General features: G+C 61.3%; 23 protein-coding genes and 1 pseudogene. 18 read left to right on the forward strand and 6 right to left on the reverse strand.

All coding sequences use genetic code 11. From position 1 onward, the window contains the following. Positions 1–144 precede the first annotated feature (144 nt). The 9 genes and pseudogenes from AC07T0_RS08025 (at position 145) to AC07T0_RS08065 (ending at position 8,821) form a co-directional block, all read left to right on the forward strand. Positions 145–459, forward strand: a complete 315-nt coding sequence (locus AC07T0_RS08025; RefSeq protein ID WP_495000651.1) for a type 1 fimbrial protein — start codon at positions 145–147, stop codon at positions 457–459. 415 nt (positions 460–874) lie between these two features. Then, positions 875–1,432 carry a fimbrial protein gene (locus AC07T0_RS08030; protein WP_495000652.1) on the forward strand — a complete coding sequence of 186 codons (558 nt, stop codon included), beginning with the start codon at positions 875–877 and terminating at the stop codon, positions 1,430–1,432. 64 nt (positions 1,433–1,496) lie between these two features. After that, positions 1,497–2,231, forward strand: coding sequence for a fimbrial biogenesis chaperone (locus AC07T0_RS08035; RefSeq protein ID WP_495000653.1), 735 nt, complete (start codon positions 1,497–1,499; stop codon positions 2,229–2,231). Between the two features lie 244 nt (positions 2,232–2,475). Then, the gene (locus tag AC07T0_RS08040) at positions 2,476–4,929 is read left to right on the forward strand and encodes a fimbria/pilus outer membrane usher protein (protein ID WP_495000654.1); all 2,454 of its coding nucleotides are present in this window, start codon (positions 2,476–2,478) and stop codon (positions 4,927–4,929) included. Further along, on the forward strand, positions 4,920–5,711 hold the full coding sequence (locus AC07T0_RS08045; RefSeq protein WP_495000655.1) for a fimbrial biogenesis chaperone: 792 nt from the start codon (positions 4,920–4,922) through the stop codon (positions 5,709–5,711). The genes AC07T0_RS08040 and AC07T0_RS08045 overlap by 10 nt, the downstream gene beginning before the upstream one ends. After that, the gene (locus tag AC07T0_RS08050; RefSeq protein WP_495000656.1) at positions 5,704–6,684 is read left to right on the forward strand and encodes a fimbrial protein; all 981 of its coding nucleotides are present in this window, start codon (positions 5,704–5,706) and stop codon (positions 6,682–6,684) included. Before AC07T0_RS08045 ends, AC07T0_RS08050 begins: the two co-directional genes overlap by 8 nt. A gap of 87 nt (positions 6,685–6,771) precedes the next feature. After that, complete coding sequence (locus tag AC07T0_RS08055) at positions 6,772–7,014, forward strand: hypothetical protein (RefSeq protein WP_495000657.1); 243 nt, start codon at positions 6,772–6,774, stop codon at positions 7,012–7,014. A gap of 223 nt (positions 7,015–7,237) precedes the next feature. Next, positions 7,238–7,519, forward strand: a pseudogene (locus tag AC07T0_RS08060) (PAS domain-containing protein); the annotation flags it as partial. A gap of 270 nt (positions 7,520–7,789) precedes the next feature. Next, complete coding sequence (locus AC07T0_RS08065; RefSeq protein WP_495000792.1) at positions 7,790–8,821, forward strand: methyl-accepting chemotaxis protein; 1,032 nt, start codon at positions 7,790–7,792, stop codon at positions 8,819–8,821. A 142-nt stretch (positions 8,822–8,963) separates the two neighbouring features. On the opposite strand, the gene AC07T0_RS08070 is transcribed toward AC07T0_RS08065, so the two are convergent. The 5 genes from AC07T0_RS08070 to norR all read right to left on the reverse strand — a co-directional run bounded on the left by AC07T0_RS08070 (position 8,964) and on the right by norR (position 13,238). Beyond that, positions 8,964–9,716 carry a YkgJ family cysteine cluster protein gene (locus tag AC07T0_RS08070; protein ID WP_495000658.1) on the reverse strand — a complete coding sequence of 251 codons (753 nt, stop codon included), beginning with the start codon at positions 9,714–9,716 and terminating at the stop codon, positions 8,964–8,966. Between the two features lie 97 nt (positions 9,717–9,813). After that, complete coding sequence (locus AC07T0_RS08075; RefSeq protein WP_495000659.1) at positions 9,814–10,137, reverse strand: hypothetical protein; 324 nt, start codon at positions 10,135–10,137, stop codon at positions 9,814–9,816. 35 nt (positions 10,138–10,172) lie between these two features. Further along, positions 10,173–10,664, reverse strand: a complete 492-nt coding sequence (locus AC07T0_RS08080; RefSeq protein ID WP_495000660.1) for a GNAT family N-acetyltransferase — start codon at positions 10,662–10,664, stop codon at positions 10,173–10,175. Beyond that, entirely contained in the window at positions 10,665–11,567 is a 903-nt protein-coding gene (locus AC07T0_RS08085; RefSeq protein WP_495000661.1) for a chemotaxis protein CheV, read from the reverse strand. A 120-nt stretch (positions 11,568–11,687) separates the two neighbouring features. Next, positions 11,688–13,238, reverse strand: coding sequence for a nitric oxide reductase transcriptional regulator NorR (gene norR / locus AC07T0_RS08090; protein ID WP_495000662.1), 1,551 nt, complete (start codon positions 13,236–13,238; stop codon positions 11,688–11,690). Positions 13,239–13,393: 155 nt separating this feature from the next. Between norR and hmpA the strand changes: the two genes are divergently transcribed. The 9 genes from hmpA to AC07T0_RS08135 all read left to right on the forward strand — a co-directional run bounded on the left by hmpA (position 13,394) and on the right by AC07T0_RS08135 (position 23,388). Continuing rightward, on the forward strand, positions 13,394–14,575 hold the full coding sequence (gene hmpA, locus AC07T0_RS08095) for an NO-inducible flavohemoprotein (protein ID WP_495000663.1): 1,182 nt from the start codon (positions 13,394–13,396) through the stop codon (positions 14,573–14,575). A gap of 352 nt (positions 14,576–14,927) precedes the next feature. Next, a complete protein-coding gene (locus AC07T0_RS08100) occupies positions 14,928–15,437 on the forward strand; it encodes a disulfide bond formation protein B (RefSeq protein WP_495000664.1) in 510 nt (169 codons plus the stop codon). Positions 15,438–16,264: 827 nt separating this feature from the next. Beyond that, positions 16,265–17,203, forward strand: coding sequence for a ubiquinol oxidase subunit II (gene cyoA, locus AC07T0_RS08105; RefSeq protein ID WP_495000665.1), 939 nt, complete (start codon positions 16,265–16,267; stop codon positions 17,201–17,203). Between the two features lie 3 nt (positions 17,204–17,206). Further along, complete coding sequence (gene cyoB, locus AC07T0_RS08110) at positions 17,207–19,225, forward strand: cytochrome o ubiquinol oxidase subunit I (RefSeq protein ID WP_495000666.1); 2,019 nt, start codon at positions 17,207–17,209, stop codon at positions 19,223–19,225. Between the two features lie 3 nt (positions 19,226–19,228). Further along, entirely contained in the window at positions 19,229–19,855 is a 627-nt protein-coding gene (cyoC, locus tag AC07T0_RS08115) for a cytochrome o ubiquinol oxidase subunit III (protein WP_121134588.1), read from the forward strand. Next, positions 19,856–20,185: a cytochrome o ubiquinol oxidase subunit IV gene (cyoD, locus tag AC07T0_RS08120; RefSeq protein WP_121134586.1), complete on the forward strand. Its 330-nt coding sequence runs from the start codon at positions 19,856–19,858 to the stop codon at positions 20,183–20,185. It begins immediately after the preceding gene. A gap of 10 nt (positions 20,186–20,195) precedes the next feature. Next, positions 20,196–21,083 carry a heme o synthase gene (gene cyoE / locus AC07T0_RS08125; RefSeq protein WP_495000667.1) on the forward strand — a complete coding sequence of 296 codons (888 nt, stop codon included), beginning with the start codon at positions 20,196–20,198 and terminating at the stop codon, positions 21,081–21,083. A 240-nt stretch (positions 21,084–21,323) separates the two neighbouring features. Continuing rightward, positions 21,324–21,629: a DUF4124 domain-containing protein gene (locus AC07T0_RS08130; protein WP_495000668.1), complete on the forward strand. Its 306-nt coding sequence runs from the start codon at positions 21,324–21,326 to the stop codon at positions 21,627–21,629. Positions 21,630–21,762: 133 nt separating this feature from the next. Next, positions 21,763–23,388 carry a methyl-accepting chemotaxis protein gene (locus AC07T0_RS08135; protein ID WP_495000669.1) on the forward strand — a complete coding sequence of 542 codons (1,626 nt, stop codon included), beginning with the start codon at positions 21,763–21,765 and terminating at the stop codon, positions 23,386–23,388. Positions 23,389–23,395: 7 nt separating this feature from the next. On the opposite strand, the gene AC07T0_RS08140 is transcribed toward AC07T0_RS08135, so the two are convergent. Continuing rightward, entirely contained in the window at positions 23,396–23,980 is a 585-nt protein-coding gene (locus AC07T0_RS08140; protein ID WP_495000670.1) for a DedA family protein, read from the reverse strand. Positions 23,981–24,030: the final 50 nt, after the last annotated feature.

The raw sequence follows: 24,030 nt of genomic DNA on the forward strand, positions 1-24,030 counted from the left end.
ATCACTTTGGCCGATAAGGTTAAAGAGCCTTATGGACAGAGAAACACTTGTGACATGTCCTACGGATAATTCTTTGGTTTCTGGTGTGGTGGCCTGTGGTGATCTTTACTGACTAATACCGGCCCTGTCTTGGGAGTATTGGAAATGAACGGAAAGAGAGTAAGTCTCGCTGTGCTGTTGTTGCTCGCGGGCAGTGTCAACCTGCAAGCGGCGAACAGCAGTGGTCAAATCAGGTTTTCCGGACAGATCGTCGAGTCTGCTTGTGACGTCGGCCGACAGACCCATGACAATATCGAGCCGGGTAGCCGACGGCTGCAAGTCGCTTCCGGATTGAGTTTGAATGTCAACACGCTGGCCAATGCCTGTCGCGATGGTCAAGTGCCGTTTAGCGTGAGTTATCAGGCGCTGGCGTCAAGTGTCGGGACGCCGCGGGGCCTGGTCATCATCACGTACAACTAAGTTGTACGTGCGCTCAGGCGTCAGCGGTTGGCGCTCATGTGTATAGACGGGGCGCCGGAAAGGTAAAAGTCCGGCGGCCTGCGTGAGTGCCCGGGCCAGGTCCCTGACGACCGCGAATAAACAGTGCCCTGTACAACTATTAGGCATGGCATCAGATCAATATCAATGCACTCGATAGTTGTGTTTTAACGATAAGTTATTTCGTTGAAATAGTTTGAATGTTAAACGGCTGTTGTTCTTTTTTCTTGAGGTTTGGAATGACGCCGAGCTCTGACAGTCTTGGCGTGCCTTTTTCTAAGCGAGATCTTAGTTGTCCAGGAGGGAAGGGCTTACAGCGTAATAAAGTCTTCGGGTCTATAGTGCTCGCCACCCAAGTGATGGGTACAAACGAATTAACTCGAAGGATTGTGTTCGCATGAAAAAGATCTCGATGACCCTGGCTTTATTGGCGGCGACTCTGGGGGCAGTCACTACCACACAGGCAGCCAACAGTGGCACGCTGAATTTTACCGGTGCCTTGACCAACACCAGTTGCGAAGTGTCTTCCGGGGGCGGTTCGGCCGATAACATCCCGGTGGACCTGGGCCGTGTGTCCTTTGCCGATATCGGTAATCGCACCGACTCGCGACTGGGCACCGCGAAAGACATCGACCTGGTGGTGACCTGCCTGCAACCGGCGGCGGAGAACACCGTGCATATGTCGTTCCGGCCTTCGCAAACCGACGTCAACGATCCTTACCTGTTGACCACCGCCGGTGCCGCCAAGGGCGTCGGTATCGGCCTGGTACGTCGCGACAGCGACGCCTTCCTCAATATCCAGGATCCCACCGACACCATTGATGGCGTCCTTGAGGCCAACGGCACCGGCTCGCGCGGCGAACTGGCGCTACGGGCGGTGTTCGTCAAGAACGGTGTGGCCACGGTACCGGGTGCCGCGACGGGCACCGTGCCCTTTGTCCTGACTTATAACTAAGTGGCTTTCTTGAACGGAGCTTTGTACAGCTCCGTTCTTTTTTTCATTGGAATGGGTAGTTCGCATGCGGAACGTTTTTGCTCCGATGATCGGCATTGTCCTGGCCGTGTGGATAGGAGCCGATGCGTGGGCGGGTATCGTGTTGAATACGACACGGGTGGTGTATCCGGCGCAAGACAAGGAAGCGGTACTCAGTGTACTGAACAATAACTCCTCGAGCATATTGCTGCAGTCCTGGCTCGAAACCGATGACGAGAGCGCCCAGGAACCGCCTTTCGTGGTGGTCCCGCCTCTGGTGCAGTTGCCTTCGGGGGGGCGGCAGACGGTGCGTATCATTCACTCCGGGGCAGAAATGCCGGCGGATCGCGAGTCGCTGTTCTGGTTGAACGTGCAGGAAATTCCCCAGGCCAGCGAGCAGGAAAATGTCCTGCAGATCGGCATCCGCCAGCGCATCAAGCTGTTCTACCGCCCTGGCCGGCTCAACGAGGCGATCGAGCAGGCGCCGGCGCAACTGCGTTGGAGCCTGCCCCGTGGTGGCGTGCTGAATGTGCTCAACACCAGCCCTTATCACGTGACGTTGGTGGACATCCAGTTGTTGTCCGGGGGGCATCGGCTCCTGCACCGGAAGAGTTCGATGCTGGCCCCGGGGCAGTCCGCTGACTATGACTTGCAGGAACATGCCCAGGCGCAGAACGCCCAACTGAATTTCAGTGTCATCAACGACCATGGGGCGCTGGTGCCTTATCGGTTGTCTGCGGCTGACTGGGCCCGGGGTCAGGCGCAACCGCTGGACAGTTAGCGACTTCGAGCGTTATCCGATTTTTCGATGCCGGACCCCGCGCGCAGGTCAGGGCATTGTGCGGGCGGAAGGAACCCGTCTGGAACACACTTCAAGCTATTGTATTGTGAAGGTGCACATGGATTGGCTTTATCAGCGAACAAAGGAAGTTCTCGCGTTATCACGTCATGGGGACAGCAGCGGTTTCGTACGCTCCCTGCTTGAGACTGCACGAGGCCCATGGGGCTTCAAATGGTCATTGGGGGTGGCGCTGATTGCGCCGGGCGCTGCCTTTGCCGAGCCGGCGGGGGATGACGGCGGGCAGGGGCCGCGTTTCAATACCGCCTTTATTCACGGCGGTGAACAGTCGGCGGACCTGAAGGCCTTCCTCGAAGGCAACAGTGTCGTGCCGGGTACCTACCGGGTGGATATCTACCTCAATCGCAACCTCGGCGCGCGGCGGGACCTGGTGTTCAGCCGCAACGCCGCCACCGGCCAGGTCGAGCCTTGCCTGACCTTGCCGATGCTCGACGACCTCGGCCTGGACCTGGAGCGTCTGCGCAGCCTCGGGGTGTTGGGCGCGGATACGGCAGGCGAGCAGTGCTTCGATTGGCGTCGCCTGGACCAGGCCAGCGTCGACTACCAACCCAATGCCCTGCAACTGAATATCAGCGTGCCGCAGATCGCCTTGCGCCGCAGCGCCCGCGGCTACATCTCGCCGCAATTATGGGATCGCGGGGTCAACAGCGGTTTTATCGACTACAGCTTGATCGGCAACCGCCGCGAAGTGACGGGGGTTCGCACCGACAGCTACTACCTGGGCCTGAACAACGGTTTGAACCTGGGGGACTGGCGTCTGCGCAACCAGTCCTCGTTGTTGCAGGGTAGCGATCAAGCGAGCCGTTGGAGCAGCAACAGCACCTTCGCCCAGCGCGACCTGACGGCCTGGAAGAGCCAACTGACCCTGGGCGAGACCTATACCGATTCGCGGGTGTTCGACAGCGTGCGTTTTCGCGGTGCCCAGGTAGCCAGCGACGACGGCATGCTGCCGGACAGCGAACGGGTCTATGCGCCGACCATCCGCGGCGTGGCCGAGAGCAATGCGACGGTGGAAATCCGTCAGAACGGCTATCTGCTGTACAGCGCCAATGTGGCGCCCGGGCCATTCGAAATCCGCGACTTCTACCCCAGCGGCTCAAATGGCGATCTGCTGGTGACGGTGATCGAGGCCGACGGTCGGCGCCGCACCTTTACCCAGGCGTTCGCCTCCCTGCCGATCATGGTGCCCGAGGGCACCTTCAGCTACAGCGTCGAAGCCGGGCAATACGACAGCAACAGCAGCGGCTACCAGACTCCCGGCTTTGCCAGCGGCACCCTGATCTACGGCCTGAGCGAGCACCTGACCGGCTACGGTGGTCTGCAGCTGGCCGGGGACTACCAGGCCAGCAACCTGGGGGCGGGAATCAATACCGGGCTGGGGGCGATTTCGGCGGACCTGACCCATTCGGTCAGTCGCCAGCCGGCCACGGACCTGGGCGGACAGAGCGTGCGCCTGCGCTACGCGAATACCCTGAATGCCACCCGGACCACCTTTGCCATCGCCGGTTATCGCTATTCCAGCGAGCAGTACCGCACGTTCGACCAGCATGTGCAGGAGCGCAGCCAGCCCGGTTTGATCCAGCTGGGGCGGGCCAGGGATCGGGTCGATCTCAATCTCAGCCAGCCGCTGGGCACCGGGACCTTGAGCGTTTCGGCCCTGGAGCAGCGCTTCTGGGACCTGCCCGGTACCTCCCGGCAGTACAACGTGACCTATGGCGGCTACTGGCGCGATCTCAATTACAGCCTGTCGCTGGACCGCGCCGAAGTCATGGATATCAACGGCCAGGCCGGTACCGACCATCAATTGACCCTGACCCTCTCAATGCCGTTCGGCAATCACGAACGGGCGACCCGCGCCTCGTTCACCGGGGTGCGCGACAGCGAGGGCGGCTCCAGCGCCCTGGCCGGCTTGACCGGGCGCCTGCCGGAGAGTCGCGACACCTTCTATTCGGTGCTGGCCGGCAATGACGGCAGCGGCGCCGGTGCGGGTTCGGCGAGTCTGAACAGCACCACGTCCATCGGGCGTTTCGAAGCCGGCTACAGCCATGGGCGCGATTTCAATAGTTGGAACCTCGGGGCTCGTGGTTCGCTGGTGGCCCATGGTGGTGGACTCAATCTTGGCCAGTCGCTGGGCGATACCTTTGTGCTGGCGCAGGTACCGGGCGTCAGCGGCGCCCGGTTCAACAACTTCGGCGGCGTCGAAACCGGCGCCAACGGCTATGCCGTGGTGCCTTACGCGCAACCCTACCGGGCCAACTGGATCAGCCTGGATACCCGCGACCTGGGCGCCGATGTCGAGGTGGATAACGCCATCGCCCAGGTGGTTCCGCGGCGTGGCGCGGTGGTTCTGGCCACCTTCAAGGCCAGTGCCGGGCGCCGGGTGCAGTTTGAACTGAGCCAGGCCGATGGCCGCCCGATTCCCCTCGGCGCGACGGTCCAGGACGCCGCCGGGCGGAGTTTGGCGGTGGTCGACCCGAGCAGTCGCGCCCTGGTGCTTAGCGAGCAGGAGCAAGGCGTGCTGAGCGTCAGTTGGTCGGATCGGCGCTGCCAGTTTTCCTTCCAACTACCGCCCAAGGACCCGCAGCGGACCTACGAACGGCTGCGCGAGGTGTGCCAGTGAAGCGGCTGAAGGTGCTGGCGGTGCTGCTGGGCTTGCTCGCGGGTGGCCCGCTGTCGGCGGCGGTGTCCCTTAGTGGTACGCGGCTGGTGTTTGACGGGCGCTTTCGCGAGGTGAGCATCGAAGCCCGCAACCGTGGCCCGGAGGAGGTCCTGCTGCAAGCCTGGCTGAGCGACGCGAACGAGGGGCCGGAGTCGTCGGCGAACCTGCCGTTCGTACTGACCCCGCCACTGTCGCGGCTGGCGCCCGAGAACCGCCAGGTCTTGCGCCTGATGTATGAGGGGCTGGGCATGCCAACGGGCCGTGAGTCGCTGCTGCACCTGTATGTGTTGGAAATCCCCCGCAGCCGCCCGGGCGACGGGCTGCTGAACATCGCGATCCGCCAACGGATCAATGTGCTGTTTCGTCCGCCGGGTCTGCCGGGGGATCCGGCGGCCACCCCGCAGCGCCTGAACTGGACGCTGGTGCGCGATGACAGTGGCGTGCATCGGCTACGGGTGGAGAACCCGACGGTGTTCCATGCCGCCCTGCTGAATATTCAGATCGAGGAGGCCCCGCGCCAGGGCACGCCCCAGCCTCCGGGGGAGGATTTGCTGGTCCCGCCGGGAGAGCGTCGTGAACTGATCCTTGCCCGCTCCCCGGCGCAGCACTTGCAGTTCAAGGCGCTGACCGACTACGGCGGCCAGCGCGCCTATCGTGCCCGGCTGGCCTTCGGTGCGCCGTTCAATGCATCGCTGAATGCCGAGCCCGTCCATTCCGAACAGAAGGTTTCATCCCATGACTAAGCTTGCTTGCCGTGCCTGGCTGCGTCCGTTGCTGTGGCTCGGACTCTTGAGTCCGACCAGCGCCTTTGCCCTGAGCTGCACCTTGCAGGGCAGTGGCGCGAGTCTGGTCAACGCTGACCTGGGCAGCACGGTCGCGATACCGGCCTCATTGCCCAATGGCAGCGTGATCTGGCGTTCGGAACCGCTCAACCTGGCGCTCGATTGCGCCCGGGACAATCCTCAGGGCGGCGACGAGGAGGTATTTATCTACCTCAATCCGGCCGGCCAGGTGATCGGCCAGGGTATCCGCGCCGGCTTGAGCCATGACGGCGTCGATCATCGCCAGAGCAGTGGACGCATCGCTACCGGGCGGCGGGTCCCGGGATGCCTTGAAGGAGCCTGTCCGCCGTTGAGCTTCAACCTGGCCTTCTCGGTGTTTATCGAGAAGTTCGGGCCGACGCCGCCTTCGGGAGTGGCGAGCAACCTGCAGGACTACCGCCTGTTCCAACTGGATGGCAGCGCTGGGCCGAGCACGGGCGGGCGCTCGCTCAATTACGTGATCAACAACCTTTCCGGTCTGCGCTTCGTTGCCTGTGATGCCGAGCTGCAGGTGATTCCCGAAACCGTCGACTTCGGCAGGGTCGCCATCGAGCGGGTGGTCATGGGCCAGGTGGCGGCGCGCCGCCCATTCGCCCTGCACACCAGTCGGACCTGTGACACGGCGTTCAGCCTGGACGCGCGCTTGAAGCCGGTGTCGGGCAGTGTCTCCGGGGATCTGCTGATTCCCCAGGGCAATGATGGCGTGGGCATCCGAATTGTCCGGGCGGACGGCGGCCTGGGGATTCCCTACAACCGCTCCTTTCACCTGGCTGACCTGCTGGGCGAAACCCGGGCAGCCATGGCCCGCTTCGATGCCGAGCTGGTGTGGAACAGTGACCGACCCAAGGCCGGGCCGTTCTCGGCCGGGGTGGTGGTCGATTTGTTCTATAAATGACCGTTGGCGGCGGCGCGGGCAGGGCGCTCGCAGGTATACTGCGGTCTTTCGGTTCGACCTGATCCGTCCCGCCTTTTCGGAGCTTCCATGACTGCCCCTGAACAACCGTCCGTTTCCGCCAACCCGGGTGAAGAGCCTGTGGTCGAGGCCGAGCTTGCGGTCAGCGAAAAGCCCGCCGTCCCGGCCTTCAGCTTTCCGTTCAACCCTGCTGAATTTGCCGCGGCGAAAAAGGCCGGCCAGACCTGGTACCAGAAAGGTGGCAAGGACGGCCATCACGAGAGACCGGGCCGCGCGCCCAATGGTACGCGTCGATCCATGGGCAAACGCTGAGCTTCGCGTGGGAGTTGGCTTGCCGGCGATGGCGAGCGTCAATGCCGCGCCAGGTTCAGGGGCCTCGTCGCCGACGGGTTGGCGCCAAAAAAAACAGTGAACGTCTTTGATTTGTCATGAACATGGCTAAATGCCAGGATCATGAGCTGGATCAGTGTCTGGCTTTTTCGCGCGCTTAGAGTCGACGTCCTGTCGACTCCTCCCACTTTCGAGCGCGTTTTCCATGAAGATCAATCTCCCGATTACCGGGCGAAATCTAGACGTCGCCTTTGACGCCAACATCCTTTCGACTACCGATCTGGACAGCACGATTACCTACGCCAATCCTGACTTCATCAGGATCAGCGGCTACAGCCGTGAGGAGCTGCTCGGTTCGCCACATAACCTGTTGCGGCATCCAGACATGCCCGCCGAGGCATTCGCGCATATGTGGCAGACCCTCAAGGACGGGCACTCGTGGATGGGGCTGGTGAAGAATCGCTGCAAGAATGGCGATCACTACTGGGTCAGCGCCTACGCCACGCCGGTGACTCGCGACGGCCAGACCGTGGAGTACCAGTCGGTGCGGACCCGGCCCGATGCCGCGCAGGTCGAGGCCGCCGAACGCTGGTACGGTTGGTTGCGCAACGGCCGTTTGCCCTGGCGTCAGCGCCTGCCCGGGCTGCGCTTGCAGACCCGGCTCTGGGCGCAGGTCAGCGCCGCGCTTGCGCTTGTCCTGGCGCTGGGGCATGGGGTTGGCGGGCAATCGCTGGAGGTTGAGTTGGGACTCTGGGTCCTGGGGAGCGTGCTGGTCGGTGTGCTGACCCATTGCTCCTTGCGCCCGTTTTCCGGGCTTACGGCGCGGGCCCGGGAGATCGCTGACAATCCCTTGAGTCAGGCGATCTACACCGGTCGGAGCGACGAGTTCGGCCAGATCGGTTTTGCCTTGAACATGCTCGAGGCCCAGGTCGGTGCGGTGGTGGGGCGCATCGGCGATGCCTCGCTGCGCCTGTCCGGGCATGCCCAGGCGTTGGCCCGGCATCTTCACAGCAGTCACGACAGCACCCTCGACCAGCAGGCCGAAACCGACCAGGTGGCGGCGGCCATCCAGCAGATGAGCGCCAGTGTGGCCCAGGTCGCCAGCAATGCTCAGCAGGCCTCGGAAGTGGCCGACCAGGTGGGCAACGAAACCTGTGCAGGTCATCAACTGGTGGGGGAAAGCCGCAGTGCGGTGCTGCGCCTGGCCAACGAACTGGCGCGGGCCACGGAGGTGATCCTGCACCTGGAAAGCCACAGCACCGAGATCTCCACGGTGTTGGAAGTGATCCGCGCGATTGCCGACCAGACCAACTTGCTGGCGCTCAATGCCGCCATCGAAGCCGCCCGCGCCGGGGAGCAGGGCCGAGGCTTCGCGGTGGTGGCCGACGAAGTGCGCGGGCTGGCCCAGCGTACGCAGCAGTCGACCAACGAAATCCAGCGCATGATCAGCAATCTGCAGGAGGGTGCGCGCAACGCGGTCGAGGTGATGCAGCACAGCAGCCAGCAGGCCGAAGACAGTGTGCAGCAGGTCCAGCAGGCGGCCGATGCCCTGGCCGGGATCAGCCAGCGGGTCAGCCGGATTACCGCGATGAGCCAGCAGATCGCTTCGGCGGTGGAGGAGCAGAGCAGCGTCAGCGAGGATATCAACCGCAATATCGTCAGCATCCGCAATGCCTGCGAGGCGCTGGTCAACGTCGGTCAGCAGAGTCATCTCAGTTCGGGGGATGTCGCGGGGCTGGCGGACGACCTGCGCTCACTGGCCCAGGAGTTCTGGCGCAAGCGCTGTTGACAGGCAGGGTCAACGCGATCCCTTGTAGGAGCCGGCTTGCTGGCGATGAGGCCCGTGAGCCTTGCATCGCCTGATCGGCCGCCATCGCCAGCAAGCCGGCTCCTACAGGTCCGTGTTTCTCCAGGCGGATCTTTATCCGGGGTCAGGCCGCCTGCAAGGGGATAAAGGCATAGGTGGTCGCCGCTTCGCTCACCACCCGAGCCCCCGCCGCCTGCAACGGCCCGGCGATGGCTGGTCCGGAGACGTGAAAGCTCCACTCGCTCGGCGCCGGCCACTGCGTCAGTTGCTGCACCTGGTCAATCGCCTCCGCGAACGCCGACATCTGCGGCAGGTAGGCGGTGAAGCCGTCGCCCTTGAGCGCCGTGGTATGAATCCCCAGCCGTGCGCAGATCAGTTCCTTGGCCTGGATATCGTCACGATCGGCCTGGCGCGAGGCCTCGATCAAGCGGACCAGTTCCAGGTCCTGCAACTGCCCGCCGACGATAAACAGCGGCTGCGTGTCCTCCCAGGCCTGCGGCGGGCAATCCTTGGCCTCGGGGCGCAGCGGGATATGCGGATTGATTTCCATCGGATAGATCCGGCACACCAGCGGCCGCCGTTGGTAGATCCGGCAGAGCAGGTCTTCGTCAAGATTCCGGCAGGGGCCGACGTTGTAGGCGGCAAAGGTGATGGCGACGCGGGCTTCGGTGTGACCGCTGGGCACGCCCCAGGAGCGGCGCAGCACGTGATCGCGCTGCTGTTCCGGCTGGCCCAGGCCATCCGCCAGAAAGGCCTCGACCAGGACGATCACCTGGCCGCCGTCCGCCGCCCATTGCCGGGCTTCGGCCAGTGTCAGGGGCACATGATGATCGGTGCAGCATTTGCCACAACCGACGCAGGAAAAATGGGTACTCATGAGTGGGCCGACCGAAAGACAAGGGCTGGGACGGTGACGTAATTCCGTTTTGTTTCGCCGTGCGAGCTTCGGTCAAAGCAAGTTATGCGCCAGCCGCTCAGTTGCTGCGGGCGGGCATGACCGAATCCCATTCGGTGACCACAGCGGTCTTGCTCTTCTTGTTGTACAGGCACAATTCGGTACCCGGCTGGTTCTTCATATGTGCCTGCGGATAGCGACCGTGCAGCAGCAAGGCGGTGTAACCGACCTTGTCGTCGAATTGCGCGGGGTTGCCCACGGGCTTAACGCTTTTCAGTTTGCTGACCTTGGTGCAACCGGCAACCACGGCCTTGTGGTAGTTCGCCCAGGCGTCGGGGCTGGCGGCCTGGGCCTGGCTGGCCAGGGTGACGAGGCTGATGAAGAGCAGGGTGAAGGCTTTCATGACAGGTCTCCTTCAAGGGCGGCGGGGAAGGGGGATTATGCCTGAGCCGGGCTGACTTCATAGCGTTCGATAAAACGCATGCCGGCGCGCTCGTACAGCTGCCTGGCGGTGAGGTTGTTTTCCATGACCTTGAGGTCGACAAAGGCTTCGCCGCGTGAGGCGAACACCTTGAAGGCCTGGCGCAACAAGGCCAGGCCCAGGCCTTGGGCGCGTCGGCGCGGATGCACTACCAGGTCCTTGATATAGGCGCTGGTCCAGCACAGGGCGACACCCGCCACGCCGTGCTCGTCGAGGGCAATCAGGCACAGCGAGGGGTCGAACTCAGCATCGGCCGTGAAACGTTGGCGCCATTGGGTGAAGTCCTCGACACTGCCACCGCCATTCAGGTAACCCAGTTTGAGCAAGGCATGCACCGGCTCCATCAGCTCGGCTCGCAACACGCCCACGCGGATGCCGGCCGGCCACTGGGGGATATCCAGCAAGTCATCGAGGTCCTTGCGCAACAACTGGCAGTGACGGTCGGGCATTTAGATCCCTTGCTCCGTGACGGTCCGGGCGGCCTGGATCAGGCACCGGGTCAGTTCCGGCGAGGAAAACTTGGTCAGCACCGCATTGGCCCCGGCCAGTCGCGCCTTCTCGCTGTTCATGGCGCTGTCCAGGGAGGTGTGCAGGAGGATATAGAGGTCCTGGAAATCCGGGGTTTCACGGATCGTGCGGGTGAAGGCGTAGCCGTCCATCTCGGACATCTCGATGTCCGAGACCACCACGTTGATCTGCTCGGCGGTGCCTTGCAGGTCGAGCAGGCAACCGATGGCCTCCTTGGCGCTGCGGGCGGTGTGGCAGGTCAGGCCAAGGGTGCGCAAGGTGAGCACCGATTGCTGCAGGGCCACCTGGCTGTCGTCGACCACCAGAATGCGCGCATGGCCGAGGATTTCCGCTTCTTCCATGGTCAATTCGCTGGGCGTGACTTCGATTTGCGTCGGTGAGATGCCGTGGATGACCTTTTCGATATCCAGCACCTGGACCAGCGTGCCATCGACCTGGGTCACCCCGGTGATAAAGGCCTTGGGTCCGCCGGAACCGTAGGGCGGCGGGCGGATATCGGTGGTCAGGCAATGGACGATCTTGCTCACGGCCTGGACATGCAGGCCCTGTTTCGAGCGGCTGATATCGGTGACGATCAGGCAGCCGCCATCCGGGTCCACCAACGGGCGTTCGCCGAGGGCGCGGCTCAGGTCGATCACCGACAGCGAGGCGCCGCGCAGGGTGGCGATACCTTTGACGTGGGGATGGGACTCCGGCAGCTTGGTCAGCGGCGGGCAGGGAATGATTTCACTGACTTTCAGCAGGTTGATTGCCATCAGCTTGCCGCTGCGCAAGGTAAAAAGCAGAAGTGACAGCGAGTCTGCGCGGGCTTTGTTGGAAGACATAGAAACCTTCTGTGGAAAAAGGTGGTTCAGGACAGATTAACCCTGAACGGCTATCGATAATGGGTTATCGACCCGAGCGGGGCTGTCTTTAGGTGTAATACACAACTCCCTGCTAAGGGCTTACTTCAAGCCGAGTCGTTTGGCCATCCGTCCCAGGTTGGCTCGGTCCAGGCCCAGTTCTCGTGCGGCGCTCGCCCAATTGTGCTGGTGGCGCTCCAGGCAGGCGCTGATCAGTTGCCGCTGGTAATTTTCCGTGGCCTGGCGCAGATCAACGTCGCTTTCAAATTCCGGCGGGGCCGGGGGTTGTGCTGCCGGGGCTGGCGCGACAGCCGTCGGCAAGCCCAGATCGGCCGCGCTCAGGCTGAGGATCTTCGGTCGTTCCCGGCAATTGCCCAAGGCCTTCAAGGCGCTACGCCCGATCAGGTGCTCCAGCTCGCGGACGTTGCCCGGCCAGTTGTACGCCAGCAGCGCCGCCTGGGCATCGGCGCTCAGGCGTAAGCTGCCCAGGCCCATGCGCGAGCGGTTCTGTTCCAGAAAAAAACCGCTTAATAGCAATACATCGCGACCGCGCTCGCGCAGGGCCGGCACGTGCAGCGGATAGACACTCAGGCGGTGGTAGAAGTCGGCCCGATAGCGCCCGCTGCGCACTTCTTCGGCCAGGTCGCGGTTGGTGGCGGCGATCAGTCGTACATCCACCTGATGCTCGCGGTCCGAGCCCAGTCTTTGTAGCTGGCCGCTTTGCAGCACCCGTAACAACTTGGCCTGGACGCTCAGCGACAGCTCGCCGACCTCATCGAGAAACAGCGTGCCGCCATTGGCCAGTTCGAACTTGCCGCGGCGATCGTTCACGGCTCCGGTAAAGGCACCGCGCACATGACCGAACAGCTCGCTTTCCACCAGGGTGTCCGGCAGGGCCGCGCAATTGAGGCTGATGATGGGTTTTTCCGCACGCGGGGAAGCCGCATGGATCGCCTGGGCCACCAGTTCCTTGCCGACCCCGGTTTCACCGGTGATCAGCACTGTCAGATCGCTGCCGCCGACGAGTTTGATCTCTTCCACCAGGCGTTTGTGGGTTTTGCTCTGGCCGATCATTTCGCGATTCTGCCCGCCGTTGGCCTGGCGATAGAGCTCGGCGCGCTGGTGCTCGTCCTCGGCGCGCAAGGCCAGACGCTCGATGCGTTCGGCGGCGTTGACCGTGGCCGCCGCCAGACTGGCGAAAGCCTGCAGGGCGTCGAGTTCGATCCGTTCGAAGCGCTCCGGGGCGAGGGCGTCGAGGGTCAGCAGACCCCAGGGTTGTTCGTCGATAAACAGTGGGCAGCCCAGGCAGTCATGGACCTCCAGGTGCTCGGTCAAGCCATCCACCAGCCCGTCGTAAGGATCCGGCAGATCGCTGTCGCTGTCGAAGCGGGTTGGTCCATGGCTGCCGAGCAGGATCTGGAAGCGCGGATGCTCGCTGATCTTGAAGCGCCGACCGAGGGTGTCGGGGCTCAGGCCATCGACGGCCAGTGGCACCAGCCACTCACCATCAAGGCGTAGCAGCGCGGCGGCGTCGCAGGGTAGCAGGGCGCGCATGGCTTCGAGCAGGCGCCGGTAGCGTTCGCTTTCGGGCAGTTCCCGTGAGAGATCCGATACCAGTGGAAGTAGGGTGGTCAGCAGGAGCTTTGCAGTCATATTGACTCCTATGGTGTCGGATTGACTATAAAGCTCTTGTAGTCTATATGACTAATATTATTTTAACTTATTGATTTATATGCATTTTAATCTTGGCATGAAGTGTGATGAGTAAAGGTTAATTCCGATAAAACCTCATACCCAGGAGTTGACCCATGCTGAGCGTTCAAGACCGTGCCATCGTCAAATCGACTGTGCCGCTGCTGGAAAGTGGCGGCGAGGCGCTGATCACTCACTTCTACCGGATGATGCTGTCCGAGTACCCGCAGGTGCGTCCACTGTTCAACCAGGCCCACCAGTCCAGTGGCGATCAGCCCCGGGCCCTGGCCAATGGCGTATTGATGTACGCCCGGCATATCGACCAGCTTGACCAGTTGGGCGACCTGGTGGCCAAGATCATCAACAAGCATGTTGCGCTGCAGATCCTTCCGGAACATTACCCGATTGTCGGCACTTGCCTGTTGCGGGCCATTCACGAAGTGCTCGGCGAGGAAATCGCCACGCCCGAGGTGATGAGTGCCTGGGGCGCGGCCTACAACCAGTTGGCCGATATCCTGATCGGTGCCGAAACCGCTATTTATGACGAGAAGGCCCTGGCGCCCGGCGGCTGGCGCGGTGCACGGCTGTTCAAGGTGACGGCCAAGGTCGAGGAAAGCCTGGAAATCACCTCGTTCTATTTCGAACCGGTGGACGGTCAGCCGATCCTGGCGTTCACCCCCGGGCAGTACATCGGCATGAGGCTGCTGATCGACGGCGAAGAGGTCCGACGCAACTACTCGCTCTCGGCGCTGGCGAAGGCCGGGCAGTATCGGATCAGCGTCAAGCGCGAAGCGGGTGGGCGGGTGTCGAACTATCTGCATGACCAACTGGCCATCGGCGCGACCCTGGAGCTGTTCCCGCCAGCCGGCGAGTTCACCCTGGCGGCCAGCGACAAGCCGTTGGTATTGATCAGTGGTGGAGTGGGGATCACGCCGACCCTGCCCATGCTCGAAGCCGCGTTGGCGGGCGAGCGACCAGTGCATTTTATCCACTGCGCGCGCAACGGCCAGGTGCATGCTTTCCGTGACTGGGTCGATGCTCTGGCCGAGCGTCATCCGCAACTCAAGCGCTTCTATTGTTATGCCGAGGATGACGGCGTCAGCCCGGCGGCGGACAAGGTCGGCCTGCTGAGTCAGGAACAGTTGGGCGAGTGGTTGCCGCAGGAACGTGACCTGGATGCCTATTTCCTCGGGCCCAAGGGCTTCATGGGCGCGATCAAGCGTCACTTGAAAGCCCTGGGAGTGCCGGAGCAACAGAGCCGCTATGAGTTCTTCGGCCCGGCCGCGGCCTTGGAGTAACCCGCGAGAGCGCCGTGGCCAGCCCGTTGGCCACGGTTGTCGGGAGGATGGATCCGGCGGCTGGGCAAAATCCTTTGGCGCGTTAATCCCGGTTTAATCGGCTTGTCGTTAATTCGCCGAGCGTTGTCGGCGATCTTGTGGTGGTTTACCCATACTCCCGCAGACGCTGGCGGGGGCTGTTCAATACGCTCAAAGGTCATGGTCAACGTGTAGACTTGCGGACAACGCATGTTCAGCGGGTTGAAGCGATTGGATTGCGACCTGTGGGCCCATGGGATACAACCTCGGTTTGATGCCGCGGCACGCTGCGCGGCCCTCCGGCCGATCCAACAACGAGTCAAAGGGAAACGGGATGACTGACGAAATGATGCGGCTGGGACGGGAAAAGCGTTTTCTGGTCCTGCTGGGGCTGGTCTGCCTCGCCTTGATCGGCGGTGCCTTGTACATGCAGGTGGTGCTGGGCGAGTTACCTTGCCCGTTGTGTATCCTGCAGCGCTACGCCTTGCTGTTCATTGCGCTCTTTGCCTTTATTGGCGCCGGCATGCGCACCCGACGCAGTCTCACGGTGCTGGAAGTGCTGGTGTGGCTGAGTGCCGTCGGCGGCATCATTGCGGCGGGCCGCCATGTCTATATCCAGGCCAACCCGGCGGTGAGCTGCGGTATCGACGTGTTGCAACCGATCGTCGATGGCCTGCCCCTGGCGTCGATCTTCCCGTTGGGTTTCCAGGTCGAGGGGTTCTGCGAAACGCCGTACCCGCCGGTGCTGGGCCTGTCCCTGGCGCAGTGGGCGCTGGTGGCTTTCGTACTGACAGTGTTGCTGGTGCCGGTGGGTATCTACCGTAATCGCCAGAAAAACCGCTGATTCCGGCGCTTGGCCCTTGGGGCCGATCCTCGCCACTCATCCTTGAAAAACGCCCCGGTCTTTCATGTAAGATCGGGGCGTTTTTATGTTCGCTAACCGCGATAAAAGTGCCTTGATGGCAGACAAGAAAAGGGCTGAAAAAACTGCGACATATTGTCACGTCGCAGCGGTCGCAGCGGTCGTTTCTGACCGCGATGTCATCTTCTGATTGACAGTCTTCCTCGAAAAAGTTCCCTGGCACCCCCTGTGTTTCATTCTTGTGCAGGGCTTGTCCCAGCCCCCCTCGAAGACCCGCGCAATACCCCGTCATGCTTGGGCCAGAGCCTCTTTTCAGGCTCTCGGCGGGGCGATTGCGGGGCGGATCAGTTGTCAAACAAAAGAGCGGTTCATGGCTTTTTGCTGAGAATGAAAAGCGATACGATTCAGGATCGTTGCAAAAACGGTTAATGATTGTTGCGTGAATTGATAAAAAATATTTCAGGATGAGACGTGGTTTATAAAACGCGACCTAACTACAATCGCCGCACTGAATGTCCGGCGCCGCTCTGCCTGAGCGCAATAGGGCGGTCGAAGGGCTCAAGGGCGCTATGCGACCCCTGGTGCTGGCAACCTTTCCAAGTATCCGCACCAAATGGAATTGGTCTGTAACAAGGCCTATGACCCACGAAATCGAATAAGAACTCACGCTCGTTCCAGAGGCGCCGATCAGCGATTGGTGCGACGGACAGGCCCTTATTCAATCGGAAAAAATTGCCAACCCTTGGCAGGGTGAAGTGTTGGCTATCGAAACCCAACTGCATTGCGCAAGCTGCTTTAGAGGTCGTGAGATGAGTAAAACAAGGTATCCCAGATTCTTAGGCTTGTTGCCACTGCTCGGCACGTTGTTGCTGGGAGGGTGCAACATGACCTTGCTCGACCCGAAGGGTCAGGTGGGCCTGGACGAACGTAACCTGATCATCACCGCTACGCTGCTGATGCTGTTGGTCGTGGTGCCGGTCATCCTGATGACCTTTGCCTTCGCCTGGAAATACCGCGCGTCGAACAAGGACGCCACCTACGCACCGAAATGGAATCACTCGACCAAGATCGAAATCGTGATCTGGGCCGTTCCTGCGATCATCATCCTGTTCCTGGGTGTCGTCACCTACAAGTCGACCCACGCCCTGGACCCTTATCGTCCGCTGGAATCCGACGTCAAGCCGATCACCGTCGAAGTGGTCGCGCTGGACTGGAAATGGCTGTTCATCTACCCGGAACAAGGCATTGCCACCGTCAACAAGCTGGTCTTCCCGGCCAAGACACCGGTGAACTTCAAGATCACTTCCGACAGCGTGATGAACTCGTTCTTCATCCCGGGCCTGGGCGGTCAGATCTACGCCATGGCCGGTATGCAGACCAAGCTGCACCTGATCTCCAACGAGAATCATGAGTACGAAGGGATTTCCGCCAACTACAGCGGCGCCGGCTTCACCGGTATGAAATTCAAAGCGACCGCAACCAGCCAGGCGGATTTCGATGCCTGGGTAGCTGAGGTCAAGAAGGCACCTAAACAGCTTGAACAAGCTGAATACGCAGACCTTTCCAAGCCAAGCCAGGACAACCCGGTCGCGCTTTATTCCGCCGTTACGCCGAACCTGTTCCAGACCATCGTCGACAAGTACGAAGGTATGAAAGCAGGCAAGCCGGTCGAGCACGAGAAGAAAGAAGTGGCCGCAACGGAAGGAATGGACATGAGTTCGCATTCAGCTGCCGGGGCAGAGGAGTAAACGATGTTTGGTAAATTAAGTTGGGAAGCGGTCCCGTTCCACGAACCGATTGTCATGATCACGCTGGCGATGATCGCCGTCGGTGGCCTGGCGTTGTTCGCGGCGATCACTTACTTCAAGAAGTGGACCTACCTGTGGAGCGAGTGGCTGACTTCGGTTGACCACAAGAAAATCGGTGTCATGTACATAGTCGTGGCCATGGTCATGCTGCTGCGCGGTTTCTCCGACGCCATCATGATGCGGACCCAGCTGGCCATGGCCACCGAGGGTTCCCCGGGCTACCTGCCGCCTCACCACTATGACCAGATCTTCACCGCCCACGGTGTGATCATGATCATCTTCATGGCGATGCCTTTCTTCACCGGCCTGATGAACATTGTCGTGCCGTTGCAGATCGGTGCGCGTGACGTGGCCTACCCGTTCCTGAACTCCCTGAGCTTCTGGCTGCTGGTTTCCGGCGTGGTGCTGATCAACGTTTCCCTGGGTGTCGGCGAATTCGCCAAGACCGGTTGGGTTGCCTATCCGCCGCTGTCGGGCCTGCAATACAGTCCGGGCGTGGGGGTGGATTACTATATCTGGGCGCTACAGCTATCAGGGCTGGGTACGACGCTGACCGGGGTGAACTTCCTGGCCACCGTGCTGAAAATGCGTACCCCTGGCATGAAGCTGATGGACATGCCGATCTTCACCTGGACCTGCACCTGGGCCAACGTGCTGATCGTCGCTTCGTTCCCGATCCTCACCGCTACACTGGCTTTGCTGACGCTTGACCGTTACATGGATTTCCACATTTTCACCAATGAACTGGGTGGAAATCCGATGATGTACGTCAACCTGTTCTGGGCCTGGGGTCACCCCGAGGTGTACATCCTGATCCTGCCGGCGTTCGGGGTTTTCTCCGAAGTCATCTCGACCTTCTCCGGCAAGAAACTGTTTGGCCACCACTCGATGATCTACGCCAGCGGCGCGATCTCGGTGCTGGGTTTCATGGTTTGGCTGCACCACTTCTTCACCATGGGTTCGGGTGCCAACGTCAACGCCTTCTTCGGCCTGGCGACCATGCTGATCTCGATCCCGACGGGGGTGAAGCTATTCAACTGGCTGTTCACCATCTACCGTGGCCGTCTGCGCATGACCAGCCAGGTTCTCTGGACCCTGGGCTTCATGGTGACCTTCGCCATCGGCGGCATGACCGGCGTACTGCTGGCCATCCCGGGCGCTGACTTCGTCCTGCACAACAGCCTGTTCGTGATCGCGCACTTCCACAACGTGATCATCGGTGGTGCGGTCTTCGGTTACATCGCCGGCTTCAGCTTCTGGTTCCCGAAAGCGTTCGGCTTCAAGCTGCACGAAGGTTGGGGCAAGGCCGCGTTCTGGTTCTGGATCTCCGGCTTCTTCGTCGCGTTCATGCCGCTCTATGCCCTGGGCTTCATGGGTATGACCCGTCGCCTGAACTCCAGCACCAACCCTGAGTGGGTGCCTTACCTGTACGTAGCGTTGTTCGGTGCCATTCTGATCGCCTTCGGTATCGCTTCGCAATTGATCCAGATCTATGTAAGCGTGCGTGACCGCAAGCAGAACATGGATGTGACCGGCGACCCATGGAACGGCCACACCCTGGAATGGTCGACCTCGTCGCCACCACCGTTCTACAACTTCGCCGAACTGCCGAAAGCCGATGTGGTTGACCCCTTCACCGAAGCCAAGGAAGACGGTACCGCGTACTCGGTGCCCAAGCGCTACCAGCCGATCCACATGCCGAACAACACCGCGACTGGCCTGATCATGGGTGCTCTGCTGACCGTGTTCGGTTTCGCGATGATCTGGCACATCTGGTGGATGGCCATCGCTGGCCTGGCCGGTACCGTGATCTATTTCATCATCCACATCTCGCGTGATGATCAGGGTTACATGGTGCCAGTGGACGTCATCGAACGTATCGAAGCCGAGCAGCACAAGGTGCTGGCGGCAGCGAAAGTGACTCCTGCCACCCGTGTTGAATCTTCGCTGGAACAGGCTTAAACCATGTCGAACTTAGTGACCAATGCTGGACACGCCCATGGTCATGACCATGGGCACGATGACCACCACCACGATACGAGCGAGATGACCGTCTTCGGTTTCTGGCTCTACCTGATGACCGACTGCATTCTGTTTGCGTCGATCTTCGCAGCGTACGCGGTGCTGGTTAACAACGTAGCGGGTGGCCCGTCGGGCCACGACATCTTCGAACTGCCTTACGTGCTGGGTGAAACCGCCTGCCTGTTGCTCAGTTCGATCACCTACGGCTTCGCCATGCTGGCGTTGTTCAAGGGCAAGAAAAGTCAGGTCCTGGTCTGGTTGGCGATCACCTTCCTGTTCGGCCTGGGCTTCATCGGCATGGAAATCAACGAATTCCACAAGCTGATCGAAGAAGGCTTCGGCCCTAACCGCAGTGGCTTCCTGTCCGGGTTCTTCACCCTGGTCGGGACTCACGGTGTCCACGTCACCAGCGGCCTGATCTGGATGGCCGTGATGATGTACCAGGTCTGGAAAAACGGCCTGACGCCAAGCAACATCACCCGCCTGAGCTGCCTGAGCTTGTTCTGGCACTTCCTGGACGTCGTGTGGATCTGCGTATTCACCGTTGTTTACCTGATGGGGACTCTGTAAATGGCTAATGCACAGCATTCCAGTGATGCCAACCACGGCAGCGTGAAGTCCTACATGGTCGGCTTTGTCCTGTCGATCATCCTGACTATCATCCCGTTCGGCCTGGTGATGTACCCGTCGCTGCCCAAGGCGGCCACCCTGTGGATCGTTCTGGTCTTCGCCGTGATCCAGGTGCTGGTGCACCTGGTGTACTTCCTGCACCTGGACCGTTCCGCGGCGCAGCGTAACAACGTAGTGGCGTTTATCTTCGCGGCACTGGTGATCGTTCTGCTGGTGGGTCTGTCGCTGTGGATCATGTTCAGCATCCACGCCGTCATGATGGCGAAGTGAGGTAAACCCGATGTCGCTCAAGCACTTTATCCAAATCACCAAACCGGGGATCATTTTCGGTAACGTGCTTTCTGTGGCGGGTGGTTTCTTCCTGGCCTCGAAGGGGCATGTCGATCTGGCCATCTTCCTGGCGGCCATGATCGGTACTTCGCTGGTGGTGGCGTCCGGTTGCGTGTTCAACAACTGCATCGACCGTGACATCGACCTGAAGATGGAGCGCACCAAGAACCGAGTGCTGGTCCAGGGGCTGATTTCCCTGAAACTGGCGCTGATCTACGCCAGCGTCCTCGGGATCGCCGGCGTGGCCTTGCTGTACCGCGTCGCCAATCCGTTGGCGGCGCTGTTCGCGGTGATCGGCTTTGTCATCTACGTCGGCTTCTACAGCCTGTACTTCAAGCGCAAGTCGGTTCACGGCACGCTGATCGGCAGTCTGTCGGGGGCGATGCCACCGGTGATCGGCTACGTGGCGGTGAGCAACAGCTTCGACATGGCGGCCCTGACGCTGCTGGTGATGTTCAGTTTGTGGCAGATGCCGCATTCCTACGCGATCGCGATCTTCCGCTTCAACGATTACCTGGCCGCATCGATTCCGGTGTTGCCGGTGAAGCGCGGGATCCTGGTGGCCAAGAAGCACATCCTGCTCTACATCCTGGCCTTCCTCGGCGCGACGTTGATGCTGACGTTCAGCGGTTATGCCGGCATGAGCTACCTGGCCGTGGCCGCGGCCATGGGCATGTACTGGTTGTACATGGCCTGGACCGGCTACAAGGCCGTGGATGACACGGTCTGGGCCCGCAAGCTGTTCGTGTTCTCGATCTTCACCATCACCGCCCTGAGCGTGATGATGTCGCTGGACTTCAAGGTGCCGAGTGAGTTGCTGCTGACTTACGCACACTGAGGATTGGATCCATGTATGGCGAAAGGCTTACATGCGGCGACACTGATCTCCTCTGTTGAGCCTTCATGACTGGGCTTAATCTGTACCTATCGCTGCTACGCAAGGATGCGTGCAGGATCAAGGACGATCGAACCAGGCCATGGAGGCCGCCGACAGGATGTCGGAATGTTTTGAAGAAAACCCGCTTCGGCGGGTTTTCTTTTATCTGTGGATGACCATCACGTACAGGGATGCACACGCATGGGCAGAGGTCTGGTCTTCGTTCTCCTTCTTGGCGCTTCCAGTTCGGTTTTCAGTGCCGACGCCTATAAGTGCGTGAGCCATGATGGCAAGATCAGTTTCGCCGCGCAGCCCTGCGCGCCGGACCAGGGCGTGTCTACCTGGGAAGGCCGTACCCAGCGCACGCAACTGCGCAGCGTCTCGGCCGATGAGGCCAAGCCCGACAACATCAATCAGCGCGCCACGAAGATCCTGCAGGCGGGTTACCACACGCGCATCATCTACAAGCTCAATATCGTTCCCGGGCCTGGACAGAAAACCCCTTGAGTCCTTCTTTCGCACGCGCGAAATTGTCGGGTAATTATTTCAAGTTGTCATACAACGTGCCGATAGCCTGCCAACTCTGGAGCTAAGGCCTGAGGTTAACCGACCCCAGGCCATGACAAAAAAGGCGCTCGTCATGTTTCTTCGTCAACTGAATATCGCACCTCGCGCGGCGTTGGGTTTTGCCTTGATCGCCCTGCTGGTGGCCTTGCTCGGGGTGTTCGCCCTGGGCCAGATGTCGAACATCCGCGAAGGCGAGGTGGCCGTTGAAAGCCAATGGCTGCCGAGTATTCGTGGGGGCGACGAAATTCGCGAGATCATGTTGCGGATCCGCACCATCTCCCTGCGCATGGCCCTCGACCAGGACCCGAAGAACATCGCGGTGTACCGCGGCCAGATGGACGTGCGTGACAAGGAATTGAGCGAGCGGATCGTCGCCTACGACAAATTGGTCACCACACCCGAGGCCCGGGCGTTGTACGACCAGTTCAAGACCACCTTCGCTGCCTACCGTACCGGTATCGCCCAGTCCTTCACCCTGGCCGAGCAGGGCCGGCGTGACGAACTGAGCAAGCTGTTGCTGGTGGACATGAAGACCGTGGTGGACGGTTCCGGCAAGCAACTGACCGATCTGGCCGACCTCTTTACCAAGCAGGTGGCGGCCGAGAGCCAGAAGTCCGAGTCGCATTACAGCGACTCACGGATGATCGTTATTCTGTTTATTGTCCTGGCGGCCCTGGCTACCGTGGGCCTGGCGATGCTGTTGACGCGCAGCATCGTCAAGCCCCTGGGACAGGCCTTGAGCGCGGCGCAGAACGTCGCACGCGGCGATCTGACTCAGCGTATCGAAAGCCATGGCAACGATGAAGTCAGTCAGCTGCTCGAAGCCCTGGCCACCATGCAGCAGACTTTGCGCGACACCTTGCAGGGCATCAGCGGTTCGGCGACCACGCTGGCCACGGCGGCGGACGAACTAAGTGCGGTGACCCAGGGCAGCACGGAAGGCCTGCAACAGCAGAACCATGAAATCGAACAGGCGGCCACTGCGGTCAACGAAATGACCACGGCGGTGGAGGAGGTGGCGCGCAATGCGGTGTCCACCTCCGATGCCACCCGTAAATCCAGCGAGTCGGCGCGACTCGGCCAGGAGCGGGTGAGCGAAACCGTCGGTGCCATCAGCGCCCTGTCCGGGGACGTCGAGCGCACCGGAGAGTTGGTGCGTTCACTGGCTGATCAGTCCCAGGGCATCGGCAAGGTACTGGAAGTGATTCGGGCGATTGCCGAGCAGACCAACCTGCTGGCACTCAATGCCGCCATCGAAGCGGCCCGTGCCGGCGAGAGCGGACGCGGCTTTGCGGTCGTGGCCGATGAAGTGCGGGCCCTGGCCCATCGCACCCAGCAGTCGACCCAGGAGATCGAACAGATGGTGTCCGGCATGCGCAGCGGCTCGACCCTGGCCCTGGAATCGATGCACACCAGCACCGCCCGTGCCGCCAGCACCCTGGCGTTGGCCGAACGGGCCGGCGAAGCGCTGGTGACGATCACCGCCTCGGTGCATGAAATCCACGAGCGCAACCTGGTGATCGCCAGCGCGGCGGAAGAGCAGGCCCAGGTCGCCCGGGAAGTCGACCGTAATCTGGTGAACATTCGCGACCTGTCGATCCGCTCGGCGACAGGGGCCGATCAGACCAGCGCCGCCAGCCACGAACTGTCGCGGCTGGCGAATTCGTTGCAGGGATTGGTCGGACGGTTCCGGGTCTGAGCCCGGCTCAGACCTTCTGGCGTTGCCGCGCCCTGGCCCGCAGATGGCGCACCAGGGCGATCCCCGCGACGATGACCACGACCCCGATCACGATGGGCAGGCGATAGGGCTTGAGATTGCCCAGCAGGCTTTCGAGGAACCCACCGGCCCAATAGCCGGCCGTGGCAAAGAGCGTGGCCCAGACCGCGGCCCCGAGCAGGTTCATCAGGCTGAAGCGCAGCGGCGACAGCCGGCTGGCGCCGATCACCATGGGGCCCACCAGGCGCATGCCGTACAGGAAGCGCACGGCGAAGATCGAGGTCAGCGGATGGCGTTGAATCAGTCCGGTCACCCGTTCTATGGCGGCTTGCTGGCGATGCAGGCGCGGTAGCAGGCGCGCGCCGAAGTAACGGCCGGTCCAGTACAGCGCCTGGTCGCCGAGCATCCCGCCGAGGCTGGCCCAGAAGATCACCAGCGGCAGGTGCAGGACTTGCTGGTGCGCCGCCACCCCGCCGAGGATCAGGATGGTTTCCCCTTCCAGCAGGCAACCGATGAAGATCGCCCAATAGCCGTAGGTGGTGAGCAGGTAATTGAAGTCGATGTGTTCGAACATAGCGCTGTACTGATCCTTGTATCGGTCATGGGCTGCGTTGCCGGTGCAGG

Source organism: Pseudomonas sp. GW821-FHT04D07 (assembly GCF_059420225.1).

Excerpts from the sequence above, each read along its gene's own strand:
- AC07T0_RS08025 (WP_495000651.1), top strand. The coding sequence starts at position 145 with ATGAACGGAAAGAGAGTAAGTCTCGCTGTGCTGTTGTTGCTCGCGGGC.
- AC07T0_RS08030 (WP_495000652.1), top strand. The coding sequence starts at position 875 with ATGAAAAAGATCTCGATGACCCTGGCTTTATTGGCGGCGACTCTGGGG.
- AC07T0_RS08035 (WP_495000653.1), top strand. The coding sequence starts at position 1,497 with ATGCGGAACGTTTTTGCTCCGATGATCGGCATTGTCCTGGCCGTGTGG.
- AC07T0_RS08050 (WP_495000656.1), top strand. The coding sequence starts at position 5,704 with ATGACTAAGCTTGCTTGCCGTGCCTGGCTGCGTCCGTTGCTGTGGCTC.
- AC07T0_RS08055 (WP_495000657.1), top strand. The coding sequence starts at position 6,772 with ATGACTGCCCCTGAACAACCGTCCGTTTCCGCCAACCCGGGTGAAGAG.
- AC07T0_RS08070 (WP_495000658.1), bottom strand. The coding sequence starts at position 9,716 with ATGAGTACCCATTTTTCCTGCGTCGGTTGTGGCAAATGCTGCACCGAT.
- AC07T0_RS08075 (WP_495000659.1), bottom strand. The coding sequence starts at position 10,137 with ATGAAAGCCTTCACCCTGCTCTTCATCAGCCTCGTCACCCTGGCCAGC.
- AC07T0_RS08080 (WP_495000660.1), bottom strand. The coding sequence starts at position 10,664 with ATGCCCGACCGTCACTGCCAGTTGTTGCGCAAGGACCTCGATGACTTG.
- AC07T0_RS08085 (WP_495000661.1), bottom strand. The coding sequence starts at position 11,567 with ATGTCTTCCAACAAAGCCCGCGCAGACTCGCTGTCACTTCTGCTTTTT.
- norR (WP_495000662.1), bottom strand. The coding sequence starts at position 13,238 with ATGACTGCAAAGCTCCTGCTGACCACCCTACTTCCACTGGTATCGGAT.
- hmpA (WP_495000663.1), top strand. The coding sequence starts at position 13,394 with ATGCTGAGCGTTCAAGACCGTGCCATCGTCAAATCGACTGTGCCGCTG.
- AC07T0_RS08100 (WP_495000664.1), top strand. The coding sequence starts at position 14,928 with ATGACTGACGAAATGATGCGGCTGGGACGGGAAAAGCGTTTTCTGGTC.
- cyoA (WP_495000665.1), top strand. The coding sequence starts at position 16,265 with ATGAGTAAAACAAGGTATCCCAGATTCTTAGGCTTGTTGCCACTGCTC.
- cyoB (WP_495000666.1), top strand. The coding sequence starts at position 17,207 with ATGTTTGGTAAATTAAGTTGGGAAGCGGTCCCGTTCCACGAACCGATT.
- cyoC (WP_121134588.1), top strand. The coding sequence starts at position 19,229 with ATGTCGAACTTAGTGACCAATGCTGGACACGCCCATGGTCATGACCAT.
- cyoD (WP_121134586.1), top strand. The coding sequence starts at position 19,856 with ATGGCTAATGCACAGCATTCCAGTGATGCCAACCACGGCAGCGTGAAG.
- cyoE (WP_495000667.1), top strand. The coding sequence starts at position 20,196 with ATGTCGCTCAAGCACTTTATCCAAATCACCAAACCGGGGATCATTTTC.
- AC07T0_RS08130 (WP_495000668.1), top strand. The coding sequence starts at position 21,324 with ATGGGCAGAGGTCTGGTCTTCGTTCTCCTTCTTGGCGCTTCCAGTTCG.
- AC07T0_RS08135 (WP_495000669.1), top strand. The coding sequence starts at position 21,763 with ATGTTTCTTCGTCAACTGAATATCGCACCTCGCGCGGCGTTGGGTTTT.
- AC07T0_RS08140 (WP_495000670.1), bottom strand. The coding sequence starts at position 23,980 with ATGTTCGAACACATCGACTTCAATTACCTGCTCACCACCTACGGCTAT.